The 12,719-nt window shown below is 64.5% G+C and carries 14 protein-coding genes; 10 read left to right on the forward strand and 4 right to left on the reverse strand.

Annotation, left to right across the window (positions count from 1 at the left end; genetic code table 11):
• Positions 1-22 precede the first annotated feature (22 nt).
• Positions 23-865, reverse strand: coding sequence for a glutathione-dependent disulfide-bond oxidoreductase (gene yghU / locus KVP70_RS02340; RefSeq protein ID WP_217940378.1), 843 nt, complete (start codon positions 863-865; stop codon positions 23-25).
• 36 nt (positions 866-901) lie between these two features.
• On the reverse strand, positions 902-1,825 hold the full coding sequence (gene epsC / locus KVP70_RS02345) for a serine O-acetyltransferase EpsC (protein ID WP_217940379.1): 924 nt from the start codon (positions 1,823-1,825) through the stop codon (positions 902-904).
• A 93-nt stretch (positions 1,826-1,918) separates the two neighbouring features.
• On the opposite strand from epsC, the gene KVP70_RS02350 reads away from it, so the two are divergent.
• Positions 1,919-3,100, forward strand: coding sequence for a multidrug effflux MFS transporter (locus tag KVP70_RS02350; RefSeq protein ID WP_217940380.1), 1,182 nt, complete (start codon positions 1,919-1,921; stop codon positions 3,098-3,100).
• Between the two features lie 15 nt (positions 3,101-3,115).
• Here the strand turns inward: KVP70_RS02350 and KVP70_RS02355 are convergent, their stop codons facing one another.
• Positions 3,116-3,385, reverse strand: a complete 270-nt coding sequence (locus KVP70_RS02355) for a hypothetical protein (RefSeq protein WP_217940381.1) — start codon at positions 3,383-3,385, stop codon at positions 3,116-3,118.
• Between the two features lie 74 nt (positions 3,386-3,459).
• Here KVP70_RS02355 and pdxR point away from each other — a divergent pair, with 74 nt between their 5' ends.
• Positions 3,460-4,893, forward strand: a complete 1,434-nt coding sequence (pdxR, locus tag KVP70_RS02360; RefSeq protein WP_217940382.1) for a MocR-like pyridoxine biosynthesis transcription factor PdxR — start codon at positions 3,460-3,462, stop codon at positions 4,891-4,893.
• A gap of 54 nt (positions 4,894-4,947) precedes the next feature.
• Entirely contained in the window at positions 4,948-5,403 is a 456-nt protein-coding gene (locus KVP70_RS02365; protein ID WP_217940383.1) for an RrF2 family transcriptional regulator, read from the forward strand.
• Positions 5,404-5,405: 2 nt separating this feature from the next.
• Here KVP70_RS02365 and KVP70_RS02370 read toward each other — a convergent pair whose 3' ends face one another.
• Positions 5,406-6,068 (reverse strand): GntR family transcriptional regulator, encoded by a 663-nt coding sequence (locus KVP70_RS02370; RefSeq protein ID WP_217940384.1) that lies wholly within the window; start codon positions 6,066-6,068, stop codon positions 5,406-5,408.
• A gap of 131 nt (positions 6,069-6,199) precedes the next feature.
• Between KVP70_RS02370 and KVP70_RS02375 the strand changes: the two genes are divergently transcribed.
• Genes KVP70_RS02375 through mdcE form a run of 7 tightly spaced genes read left to right on the forward strand, consistent with a single transcriptional unit; the run spans position 6,200 to position 12,711 of the window.
• Positions 6,200-7,216: a TRAP transporter substrate-binding protein gene (locus tag KVP70_RS02375; RefSeq protein ID WP_217940385.1), complete on the forward strand. Its 1,017-nt coding sequence runs from the start codon at positions 6,200-6,202 to the stop codon at positions 7,214-7,216.
• Positions 7,213-7,770 (forward strand): TRAP transporter small permease, encoded by a 558-nt coding sequence (locus KVP70_RS02380; RefSeq protein WP_217940386.1) that lies wholly within the window; start codon positions 7,213-7,215, stop codon positions 7,768-7,770. Before KVP70_RS02375 ends, KVP70_RS02380 begins: the two co-directional genes overlap by 4 nt.
• Positions 7,767-9,116, forward strand: coding sequence for a TRAP transporter large permease (locus KVP70_RS02385; protein ID WP_217940387.1), 1,350 nt, complete (start codon positions 7,767-7,769; stop codon positions 9,114-9,116). Before KVP70_RS02380 ends, KVP70_RS02385 begins: the two co-directional genes overlap by 4 nt.
• Positions 9,117-10,769, forward strand: coding sequence for a malonate decarboxylase subunit alpha (gene mdcA, locus KVP70_RS02390; RefSeq protein WP_217940388.1), 1,653 nt, complete (start codon positions 9,117-9,119; stop codon positions 10,767-10,769).
• 10 nt (positions 10,770-10,779) lie between these two features.
• On the forward strand, positions 10,780-11,091 hold the full coding sequence (gene mdcC, locus KVP70_RS02395) for a malonate decarboxylase acyl carrier protein (RefSeq protein ID WP_217940389.1): 312 nt from the start codon (positions 10,780-10,782) through the stop codon (positions 11,089-11,091).
• On the forward strand, positions 11,091-11,993 hold the full coding sequence (locus KVP70_RS02400; protein ID WP_217940390.1) for a biotin-independent malonate decarboxylase subunit beta: 903 nt from the start codon (positions 11,091-11,093) through the stop codon (positions 11,991-11,993). The genes mdcC and KVP70_RS02400 overlap by 1 nt, the downstream gene beginning before the upstream one ends.
• 1 nt (position 11,994) lies before the next feature.
• Complete coding sequence (gene mdcE / locus KVP70_RS02405; RefSeq protein ID WP_217940391.1) at positions 11,995-12,711, forward strand: biotin-independent malonate decarboxylase subunit gamma; 717 nt, start codon at positions 11,995-11,997, stop codon at positions 12,709-12,711.
• Positions 12,712-12,719: the final 8 nt, after the last annotated feature.

Raw genomic sequence — 12,719 nt, forward strand, 5'->3', positions numbered from 1 at the left:
ATAGTCGCTTCCGCAACTTTTATCAGTCCAAATCCGAGGCGGCGTGCCGTTCGTGCACCTGCTCTTCCGGTTCGCCGAAAGTCCGGTTGACCTTGCGGCCACGGATCACCGCCGGACGAGCGGCGATTTTGTCGGCCCAGCGGCGGACGTTTTTGTACTCCTGCACCGACAGGAATTCGCCGGCGCCGTAAATCTTTCCGAGTACCAGAACGCCATACCACGGCCAGATCGCCATGTCGGCGATGGTGTAGTCGTCGCCGGCGACGTAACGGTGATCGGCCAGTTGGCGATCCAGCACGTCGAGCTGGCGTTTGACTTCCATCGCATAGCGGTTGATCGGGTACTCCAGCTTTTCCGGCGCGTAGGCGTAGAAATGGCCGAAGCCTCCACCCAGGAACGGCGCGGAACCCATCTGCCAGAACAACCAGTTCAGCGTCTCGGTGCGCGCCGCCAGGTCCTTCGGCAGGAAGGCGCCGAACTTCTCCGCCAGGTACACCAGGATTGAACCGGATTCGAACACCCGCAACGGCTGCGCGCCGCTGCGATCCACCAGCGCGGGGATCTTCGAGTTCGGATTGATGCCAACAAAGCCGCTGGAGAACTGCTCGCCGTCGTTGATGCGTATCAGCCAGGCGTCATACTCGGCGCCGGCATGCCCGGCGGCCAACAGCTCTTCCAGCAGGATCGTCACCTTCACACCGTTCGGCGTGCCCAGTGAATACAGCTGCAAGGGATGCTGTCCGACCGGCAGTTCCTTGTCATGCGTGGGGCCCGCAACCGGGCGGTTGATGCTCGCAAAAGTGCCGCCTGATGGCGCTTCGGCCGCCCAGACTTTCGGCGGTACGTACTTCGATTGATCAGTCATTCAAAACTCCATGCAAATTCAAGCCAAAAGAATACCTTAATCGTTGCGCATCTGCGCCTGCGACACATTGCTCCCCGCCGGCACACTCTGCGTGAGCCATACGTTGCCGCCGATGGTGGAGCCGGCGCCGATGGTGATGCGGCCCAGGATGGTCGCGCCGGCGTAGATCACCACGTCGTCCTCCACCACCGGGTGACGCGGCACGCCCTTGATCAAGGTGCCTTTTTCGTCCGCCGGGAAGCGCTTGGCGCCCAGGGTCACATGCTGGTACAGGCGCACGCGCTGGCCGATGATCGCCGTCTCGCCGATCACCACGCCGGTGCCATGATCGATGAAGAAGCTGCCGCCGATCTGCGCGCCGGGATGGATGTCGATCCCGGTCAGCGAATGGCCGATGTCCGAAATCAGCCGCGCCAGAAAGGGCGAACCCAGTCGATGCAGGCTATGCGCCAGCCGGTAGTACAAAATGGCGATAGTGCCCGGATAGCACAGCATGATCTCGGCCACCGAGGTCGCCGCCGGATCACCGGAGAACGCCGCCTGCACGTCGGACACCAGCAGCCCGCGTATGCCCGGCAGGCCGGCCGCGAATTCGCGCGTGATGGCGTGCGCCTGGCGGGTCAAGGCTTCTTCATCCGGCGTGGCGTCCTCCAGCGAGAACTGCAGGCCGCGCCGGACCTGTTCCGTCAAGCGGTTCAAGGTGGTGTTGAGGGTGTCGCCGACGAAGTAGTCGATGCTCTCGTCGGTCAGGTTGGGACGGCCGTAATGCGTGGGGAACAGCACCGCGGACAGGCCGTTGACGATGATTGTCAGCGCCTCGCGCGACGGCAGCTCGCGCACCTTGCCGTGATGGCGGATGTTGTGCGTGGCCTCGCGCGACACGCGCAGCTGCTCGACCACATGGTCCAGGTTCCAATACGACGGCTTGACGCCGGTTCCATCAAAAGTATCGATAGTCATAATGTCTCGAATTATAAAAACGCATTTCGCGCTCGGATATGCGATGACTGCATATCGCGTAAAATGCTCGGTCCACTGAACAATACGCCTTAAATGAATATTTTGCTGACACTGCTGCTGGCCGGCCTTTCCATGGTCGGGCCGCTGGCCATCGACACCTATCTGCCGTCGTTCCCGGCGATCGCCCAGACCTTCGACGCGAGTCCGATGCTGATCCAGCAGACGTTGAGCATGTTCCTGTTCTGCTTTGCCTTCATGATGCTGTTCTACGGCACCCTGTCCGATTCCTTCGGCCGTCGTCCGGTGATCCTGGTGTCGCTGGTGGCCTACATCGCCGCCTCCATCGTCGGCGCGATGGCGCCGTCGATCGGCGTGCTGCTGGCCTGCCGCATTGTGCAGGGCCTGGCGGCCGGCGCCGGCTCGGTGGTCGGCCGCGCCATCGTGCAGGACCGCTTCTCCGGCGTCGCCGCGCAGAAGATCCTGGCGCATATCATGATGGTGTTCGGCCTGGCGCCCGCCATCGCGCCGGTGCTGGGCGGCTGGTTGCAGGTCAGCTTCGGCTGGCGCTCGATCTTCTGGTTCCTCAGCGCCTTCGGCGTCCTGATGTTCATCGCCGTGCAGCGCGCGCTGCCGGAAAGCCTGCCCGTCAAGGACCGCCATCCCTTCCATCTCGGCGTCATCGCCGCCAATTACTGGAAGGTGCTGCGCCACCACCAGTTCCTGCTGCTGTCGATCGCGGTCGGCATGAGCTTTGCGGGCGTGGCGCTGTATATCGGCTCGGCCGCCTACTTCGTGATGAACATCCTGCACTTGCCGGAGACGGCGTTCGCCTGGATGTTCGTGCCGCTGATCAGCGGCATGGTGGTTGGCTCGGCGCTGTCGGGTAAATTCGCGAGCAAATTCTCGCGCAACGCGCAGGTGTGGATCGGCTTTGCCATCATGATCGCCGCCGGCATCATCAACGTCGCCTACAACAGCGCCTTTGTCGCGGCCGTGCCTTACGCCGTGATGCCGCTGTTTATCTACTCGTTCGGCCTGGCGCTGGCCATGACGCCGCTGTCGCTGATCGCGCTGGAATACTTCCCGAACAACAGCGGCCTGGCGTCGTCGATGCAGTCGTTTATCCAGATGCTGCTGTTTGCTCTGGTCTCCGGCCTGGTGGCGCCGCTGCTGTTCGACAGCGCGCTGAAACTGGCCTGGGGCGTGCTCGCCAGCCTGGTCGTCAGCGTGATCGCCTGGCTACTGGCGCAGACCGGCAAGCCGCTGACGCACTGACCCCGCACTAAGCCGTCAAGGCCAGGGCGTCGGATTCACATCGATGTATTGGGCGCCGCCCTGTTCCGGTTCACGGGCATCGCCCTGAGCCTCGCCTGGCGAACGCTGTCCAGGCGCCTGCGCCGGGTTGCGCAAGCCCAGTAGCTCTTTGCGGGTCTCGACAAAGTCCGCGCTCGACAATGGATGCTCCTTGTCCGGCCAGTTTTCCTCCGCCCATCGCTGCAATTGTTCGTAGCGCTGCCAAAGTTCGTTGACGAACTGGCGGCGCGCGGTTTCCTTGTCCATGGTCCCTCCTGTGGTGGTTGCTAGTCTGTGGCAAACTGCCGATATCGTCCGTTAGCCCCCCGCACCAACATACCATGGAACTCCACATCGTCATCGAAGGCAAGAAGGACCTGGGCGGGCAGCTGTACCGCCAGTTGAGCGACTCGATCCGAAGCGGGCGGCTGGCCGACGGCCAGCAACTGCCGCCTTCCCGCCTGCTTGCCGAGCAGCTCGGCCTGTCCCGCAAGACCGTCTCCAATGTCTACACCCGCCTGACGCAAGAGCGGCTGGTGCTGGGCCAGGTCGGCAAGGGCAGCTTCGTCAGCGCGCCGGCCGAAGCCAAACCGCGCCGACAGCTCGCCATCAACCTGGCCAGCGCCGCCATCGTCGCCAAGTGGGACTCGATGCACACGCCGCTGCGCGCCCCCTTTCCGGAAGAACGCTCACGCTATGAGTTCGTCGGTGGCTGCGTCACGCCTGCCCTGTTCCCGATCGACGAATGGCGCCGCTGCATGCTGCACGGCCTGCGCCAGGACGTCAAAGGCAGCGGTATGTACCGCCAGGCGGAAGGCATCGCCGAACTGCGCGCCGCTATCGCCCACCATGCAGCCTTTGCGCGCGGCGTGGTCTGCACCGCCAACAACGTGGTCGTCACCAACGGCGCCCAGCAGGCGCTGGACCTGCTGGGGCGCGTGCTGCTCGAACCTGGCTGCGTGGTCGCCGTCGAGGAACCGGGCTACCCGGCCGCGCGCATGCTGTTCGCCAGCCAGGGCGCGCGGGTGGTCGGCATCGGCATCGACCAGGAAGGCATGCTGGTCGAGCAGATCCCGCAAGGCACGCGATTGATCTACACCACGCCGGCGCACCAATTCCCGCTGGGGATGCAGATGAGCGTGGCCCGCCGCGAGGCGCTGCTGGCGCGCGCGCTGGCGATCGGCGCCATCATCATCGAAGACGACTACGACAGCGAGTTCCGCTACGACGGCCGGCCCACCGATTCGCTGCAAAGCATGGACCGGCACGGCGTGGTGGCCTTCGTCGGCAGCTTCTCCAAGGTGATGCTGCCGGAACTGCGGCTGGGCTACGCGGTGCTGCCGGAGGCGATACTGAACGCGGCCCTCACCGTCAAGCACCTCAACGACTGGCATACCGCCACCGCCAGCCAGCATGCGCTGGCCAAGTTCATCGCCGACGGCTACCTGTCGCGCCACATCCGCCGCTGCGGCGCCACCTACGCGACGCGGCGCGAACGCCTGCAAACGCTGTTTGCCGATGTGCTGTCGCCGTGGTTCGAGCTGGTGCCGGCCAGCGCCGGCTTCCACCTGGCCGCACTGTGCAAAAAGCCGCTCGACCTGGACCTGCTGCTACGGCTGGCGCGGCGCGCCGATGTCGGCCTCCATCCCCTGTCGAACTTCTACGCATCGACGCCGCCCAGGGCGGGACTGTTCCTCGGCTACGGCGGCATCGAGACGCTCGATATCGAGATCGCGCTGCTGCGTGTGCGCGACATTCTCTTGCAAATGGAGTAAAGCTTAATCCGCATGTAGAATAGTGGATTGCTTTGTCACGACTCCGAGCCAGCCATGCGCCTCACCTCCTTCACCGACTATTCCCTGCGGACCTTGCTCTACCTGAGCGCCCACCGGGACCGGCTGGTCACGATCCAGGATATCGCCGACATGCACGCGATCTCGAAGAACCATCTGATGAAGGTGGTCTATCAGCTGGGGCAGTCCGGATGGGTGGAGACGGTACGAGGCCGCAACGGCGGCCTGCGCCTGGCGAAAGAGCCAAAGGATATCAACATCGGCGCACTGGTGCGGATGACGGAGACCGATTTCTTCATGGCCGAATGCTTCGACCGCGCAACCGACACCTGCCCGCTGACGCCCAACTGCGCGCTGAAGCACACGCTGAACGACGCCACCAAAGCCTTCCTGGCAGTGCTGGATAAACAAACCCTGCAAGACATGCTGCCGCAGGCCGCGCCCAACACCGCCAAGCCGGTGCGCATCGTGCGCGGCGCCTCGGCCCAATAACGCTAGGCCGCGTCCTGCCGCAAGCGAGGCAGCGACGACATCAGATCCGAAAAGCGCTGCCCCTGTATCATCACGTGCTCGCGCAGCAGCTTTTCCGCCAGGTCACCGTCGCCGTTGACGATGGCCTGCACCACGCCGTCATGCTCGTGGTAGGACGTGGCCAAACGGTCGCGCACCCGCAGCTGCAAACGGCGGTACGGCCGCAAGCGCCGGTACAGATTGCGCGTCTGCTCGATCAGGAACTGATTATGGCTGCCGGCGTAGATCGCCTCGTGGAATAACTCGTTCTTGTAGTAATAGACATCCGGCTCCTGCGCATCACGCGCATCCTGGCAGGCCTGGTGCGCCGCCAACAGGGCCTGCTGCTCCTCGGGCGTCATGCGCCGCGCCGCCAGGCGGCCGCAGGTCGCCTCCAGTTCCGACATCACCTCGAACATCTCCACCAACTGCTGCGGCCCCAGCTCCGCAACGATGGCGCCGCGCCGTGGGCGTATCACCACCAGGCCCATGGAGGCCAGTTGTATCAGCGTTTCCCGCACCGGCGTGCGCGAGACGCCAAAGCGCGTGGCCAGTTCGGTCTCGTCCAGGTGCTGCCCTGGTTTGAGCTCGCCGACGGCGATCATCTCTTCAATTTCTTCGCGCAGTGTGGCGGAGTGGGTGGTCATGGTGTTTTTGCAGCCTTGTGTATAACAAGCTTCATTATAAGCAGTAAATTTTGCTTGACAATGTATTCCAACGAGATATTCTTGTATACACAAAAAAGAACGTTGCATATTTTACCCATCTTGGAGGAGTTATGAGCGCAATCACCCGCAGGTCCGTACTGGCCGCCTTGGCCGCCAGCCCGTTGTTGCTGCAGCCTGCATGGGCGCAGGGCACCACCCTCAAGATTTCGCACCAATTCCCCGGCGGGACGGTCGCCGAGGGCGACTTCCGCGACCGCCTGACCCGCATGTTCGCGGCCGAGGTGGAGAAACGCAGCAAGGGCAGCCTCAAATTCGAGATCTATCCGGGTTCCTCGCTGATGAAGACCAACGCCCAGTTCTCGGCCATGCGCAAGGGCGCGCTGGACATGTCGCTGGTGCCGCTGTCGTACGCCGGCGGCGAAGTCCCGGAAGTGAACATCGGCCTGATGCCCGGCCTGGTGACTTCCTACGAGCAAGCCTACGGCTGGAAGAACGCCGAAGTGGGCAAGGAATTGAGCCGCATCCTGAACGAAAAAGGCATCGTGCTCATTAGCTGGATCTGGCAGGCCGGCGGCGTGGCTTCGCGCACCAAGCCGGTGATCGATCCGGACGACGCCAAGGGCATGAAGATACGCGGCGGCTCGCGCGAGATGGACCTGATCCTCAAGGCCGCCGGCGCCGCCGTGGTGTCGCTGCCGTCCAACGAAATCTACGCCGCCATGCAGACCGGCGCGATGGAAGCGGCGCTGACCTCCTCCACCTCGCTGATCTCGTTCCGCCTGGAGGAAGTATCGAAGGCGCTGACCACCGGCCGCGCCGGCGCCTACTGGTTCATGTTTGAGCCGCTGATGATGTCCAAGGCCATCTTCGACCGCCTGACGAAAGAACAGCAAGCCACCATCATGGCCGTCGGCGCCGAGATGGAGACCTTCGCGCTGAACTCCGCCAAGGCCGACGACTCGGAAGTGGCCAATGTCTACGCCAAAGCCAAGGCCAAGGTGGTCGACCTGAATCCGGCCGCGCTGAAAAAATGGCAGGCCATCGCCCGCACCACGGCATGGAAGGACTACGGCGAACGCAATGAAAACTGCGCCAAGCTGCTGAAACTGGCCGAGAAAACGCTATGAGCCACGGCATCGAGCTGGAGCCGCCGCGCGCCGCGGCGCCGCCGGACAACGCCATCGTCGCGATGGCGACCGCACTGCTGGGCAAGCTCAATCACGCGCTGATGATGGTGTCCATGGTCGCGCTGGTGCTGACGGCGTTCGTGCTGACCTACTCGGTGGTGTCGCGCTACTTCTTCCACGCGCCCACCGACTGGCAGGATGAAGCGTCGGTATTCATGCTGGTCGGCGTGACCTTCTTCTGCACCGCCTACGTGCAATCGCATCGCGGCCATATCGGCATTGAGGCGCTGGCGTCGCTGCTGCCGCCGCGCGTGAACGCGGCGCGGTTGTTCATGGTGGACCTGGTGTCGGCTGTGTTCTGCGCCTTCTTCTCGTGGAAATCTTGGACGCTGTTCCACGAAGCCTGGGTCGACGGCCAGACCACCTCCTCCACCTTCGCGCCGCCACTGTGGATACCCTACGCCATGATGGCCGCCGGGATGAGCATCCTCTCGCTGCAAATCGTGCTGCAAACGCTGGCACGTATGACTAACAAAACGGAGCGCGCGGCATGAGCGACCTGACTCTTGGCGCCCTGTACGGCGCCGTTACCCTGGTGGTGATGTTCTCCGGGATGCCGATCGCCTTCGCGCTGGGCGTGGTGGCCACCGGCTTCATGTACTTCTGCATGCCGCCCTCCTCACTCGACACCATCACCCAGAACGTGTACGAGGAAATGGCGTCGATCACGCTGCTGTCCATCCCCCTGTTCATCCTGAAGGGCGCGGCCATCGGCAAGTCCCCGGCCGGCAAGGACCTGTACTCCGCGATACACACATGGATGCACAAGATACCGGGCGGCCTGGGTATCGCCAACGTGTTCGCCTGCGCGCTGTTCGCGGCGATGGCCGGCTCGTCGCCGGCCACCTGCTCGGCCATCGGCTCGGCCGGCATTCCGGAAATGCGCCGTCGCGGCTACTCGCCCGGTTTCGCCGCCGGCATCATTGCCGCCGGCGGCACGCTGGGCATTTTGCTGCCGCCGTCGATCACCATGATCCTGTACGCGGTCGCCGCCGAGCAGTCGCTGGGCCGGCTGTTCCTGGCAGGGATAGGCCCCGGCGTGCTGCTGGTGCTGCTGTTTGCCGGTTACGCCGTCTACCGCGCGCACAAGGAATACAAGGCCGCGCTGGTCATCTACGAACAGGGCGGCGCCAAGTCGGCCTATCTGGAGGACGAACACTTCACGCTGGCGCAGAAGGTGGAAATGCTGCCGCGCGTGCTGCCCTTCATCATCCTGCTGATCGGCGTGATGATCGCGCTGTATGGCGGCTTCGCCACGCCGTCCGAAACGGCAGGCCTGGGCGCGCTGCTGGCGCTGGTGCTGCTGGCCGTGATCTACGGCGTGTGGCGGCCGAAGGATCTGTCGCCCATCCTCAGCTCATCGATCAAGGAATCGACGATGCTGTTGCTGATCATCGGCATGTCGCTGTTCTATTCGTACGTGATGAGCTACCTGCACATCAGCCAGTCCGCCGCCGCGTGGGTGGTCAGCCTGCACCTGTCGAAATGGCTGCTGCTGGCGGTGATCCTGCTGATGGTGATCGTGTTCGGCTTCTTCCTGCCGCCGGTATCGATTATCCTGATGACCGCGCCTATCATCCTGCCGCCGCTGAAGGCCGCCGGCTTTGACCTGATCTGGTTCGGCATCGTCATGACGGTGGTGATGGAGATGGGCCTGATCCACCCGCCGGTGGGCCTGAACATCTTCGTCATCAAGAACATCGCGCCCGACATCCCGCTCAAGGATGTGGTGTGGGGCGTGTTCCCGTTCCTGATCCTGATGTTCGTGGCGGTGCTGTTGTTGTGCGTCTTCCCGTCCATTTCGACTGGATTGCCGGACATGATCATGGGAGCAAAGTAAATGAACTGGAACACCCTTCGGGACAACCGCGAAGCGCGCCTGCAGCGGACGCGCGCCGCCTTGGGCAATCAACTGGACGGCAAGACCCTGCCCTCCGCCCGCATCGCCGACCTGCTGCACACGGTGCTGGAGTGCGGCGACCGCGTCTGCCTCGAAGGGAACAACCAGAAGCAGGCCGACTTCCTCGGCCACGCGCTGGCCAACCTGAACCCGGAACGCATCAACAACCTGCACATGCTGCAATCGGTGCTGGCGCTGCCGGAGCATCTGGACGTGTTCGAGCGCGGCGTCGCCTCCAAGCTGGACTTCTCGTTCTCCGGTCCGCAGGCGGTGCGCGTGGCGCGGCTGGCTTCCGCCGGCAAGCTCAATATCGGCGCCATCCACACCTACCTGGAGCTGTTCAGCCGCTACTTCATCGACCTGCCGCCGCGCGTCTGCCTGGTCGCGGCGGAAGCGGCGGACCGCCACGGCAATCTGTACACCGGCCCGAACACCGAGGACACGCCGGCCATCGTTGAGGCCACGGCGTTCAAGCAAGGCATCGTCATCGTGCAGGTCAATCGCATCGTCGACACCGTGCCGCGCGTGGACATTCCGGGCGACTGGGTCGATTTCGTCGTGCAGTCGCCGCGCCCCTACTACATCGAGCCGCTGTTCACGCGCGATCCGGCGCAGATCTCCGAGATCCAGGTGCTGATGGCGATGATGGCGATCAAAGGCATCTACGCCGAGTATGGCGTGCAGCGGCTGAACCACGGCATCGGCTTCGACACCGCCGCGATCGAACTGCTGCTGCCGACCTATGCGGAGTCGCTGGGCCTGCGCGGCAAGATCGGCAAGCATTGGGCGCTCAATCCGCATCCGGCGCTGATCCCGGCGATCGAAGCGGGCTTCGTGCAATCGGTGCACTCCTTCGGCTCGGAGCTGGGCATGGAGGACTACATCCACGCGCGGCCGGACGTCTTCGCCATCGGCCCGGACGGCACCATGCGCAGCAACCGCGCCATGTGCCAGGCCGCAGGCCACTACGCTTGCGACATGTTCATCGGCTCGACGCTGCAGATCGACCTGCAGGGCAATTCCTCGACCGCCACCGCCGACCGCATTTCCGGCTTCGGCGGCGCCTCCAACATGGGCGCCGACGCGCGCGGACGACGCCACGCCAGCCCCGCGTGGCTGAAGGCCGGCCAGCAGGCGCGTGTAGGCCGCAACACCATCCCGCGCGGCCAGAAGCTGGTGGTGCAGATGGTGGAGACCTTCCGCGAACATATGCAACCGGCCTTCGTCGAGAAGCTCGACGCATGGGAGCTGATGGAACAGGCCAAGATGGCGATTCCGCCGGTGATGATCTACGGCGACGACGTCAGCCACATCCTGACCGAGGAAGGCATCGCCAACCTGCTGATGTGCCGCACCGACGAGGAACGCGAACAGGCCATACGCGGCGTGGCGGGCTACACGCCGGTCGGCCTGGCGCGCGACAAGCGGATGGTGGAGAACCTGCGCGATCGCGGTATCATCCAACGCGCGGAAGATCTTGGCGTCGACAAGCGCCTGGCCACGCGCGACCTGCTGGCCGCCCGCAATATGAAGGACCTGGTGCGCGCATCGGGCGGTTTGTACCAGCCGCCCAAGCGTTTCCGCAACTGGTAAGGAGCTGACGATGGAAACACTGAACTACCGATTTGAACAAGGCACGCAGCGCTTGAAGTCCGCGCCACACGTGGTGGGCGTGGTCGGCTCCGGCAACCTGGAAGTGCTGATCGAACCGGCCGACCTGGCCGGCGCCTGCACCATCGAGATCACCACCGCCGCCGTCGGTTTCGGGCCGATCTGGGAGGCGGTGATGCGCGACTTCCACCAGCGCTGGCTGCTGGCCGACACCCGCATCTCGATCAACGACATGGGGGCCACGCCCGCCGTAGTCAGCCTGCGCATGGACCAGGCGGTGCAGACCATGCTGGGAGTATCCTGATGAGCCGATCATCCAGCTACCAGGAAGCGAACGCGCGCGAACGATTGCAGCAGCTGTTCGACCCGGACAGCTTCGAAGAGTTCCTGCCGCCGTCGGAGCGCGTCGTCAGTCCCCACCTGGGCCAATTGAACGCGCCGGTGGCCTTTGACGACGGCGTCGCGGTAGGCCGCGCGAAGCTGGACGGCGTGTCCGTCTACACGGCGGCGCAGGAAGGTGGTTTCATGGGCGGCGCGGTCGGCGAGGTGCACGGCGCCAAGCTGGTCGGCCTGCTGCGCCGCGCGGTGCGCGACCACGTCGCGGCGGTGGTGCTGCTGGTGGAATCGGGCGGCGTGCGCCTGCATGAAGCCAACGCCGGCCTGATCGCGGTGTCCGAAGTGATGCGCGCGCTGCTCGATACGCGCGCCGCCGGCATCCCCGTGATCGTGCTGGTGGGCGGCTCGAACGGCGCCTTTGGCGGCATGGGCATCGTCTCGCGCTGCGCCAACGTGGTGGTGATGTCGGAGGAAGGCCGGCTGGCGATGTCCGGCCCGGAAGTGATCGAAACCGCCAGCGGCGTCGAGGAATTCGATTCGCGCGACCGCGCACTGGTGTGGCGCACCAGCGGTGGCAAGCATCGCTACCTGATGGGCGATTGCCAGCGCATCGTGGCGGACGATATCGCCGCCTTCCGCGCAGCCACGCGCGACACGCTTGCCGCGCTAACCGGCGCGCCAGCGGAGCTGACGCTGGAAGCGCTGGAGGCCGAGCAGCAGATGCTGGACGAACGCATCACCCGCTTCGGCTCCCTCATCGATCCGGCCGATATCTGGACTGCGATGCAGATCCCCGACGCGGCCAATGTGCCGATGCTGGATGTGGACAGTTTTATCGCGGTGGCCGACCAGCACCGCATGGGAGCTTAAGATGGACTGGAAAAAACTGGCGGACACGCTGTTCCCGCAAGGGCATGCCATCGTCGAGCAGAACGACTTCCTGTGCGGCAGCGCGCAGGTGGACGGACAAGCGGTGGCGGTGATCGGCACCACGGCCCACACGCCGATCGGCGTGGAGATCGCGCTGGCGCAGGCCAAGGCGATCCTGCGCACGGTGCGCGAATTCCCCGGCATGCCGATACTGATGCTGGTCGATACGCAGGGCCAGCGCCTGCGCCATCGCGACGAGATGTTGGGCATCAACAGCTACGTGGCGCACCTCGGAAAATGCGTGGACCTGGCGCGCCGCAAGGGGCACAAGATCATCGGCCTGGTGTACGACCAGGCGCTGTCGGGCGGTTTCATCACCAGCGGCCTGATGGCCGACGCCTGCTACGCCCTGCCCGACGCCACCATCCGCGTGATGGGCTTGCCGGCGATGGCGCGCATCACCAAGGTGTCGGAGGAACGCTTGACCGAGCTTGCGCAGAGCAATCCGGTGTTCGCGCCGGGGCCGGAGAACTATCTGCGCATGGGCGGACTGGAAGCGATCTGGGAAGGCGATCTTGCGGCGCATCTGCGCGCCGCGCTCGCGGGGACGTTCGACGGCGACCAACGCAGCGCATTGGGACTTCAGCGCGGCGGACGGCGCTGGGCGCAGCCGGTGATCGAAGCTGTGATGACTGACGGTCATGTACACGTTGCCTGAATCGGAGC

Origin of the sequence: Duganella violaceipulchra (genome assembly GCF_019166075.1) — a bacterium.
Lineage (GTDB): Bacteria > Pseudomonadota > Gammaproteobacteria > Burkholderiales > Burkholderiaceae_D > Rugamonas > Rugamonas violaceipulchra.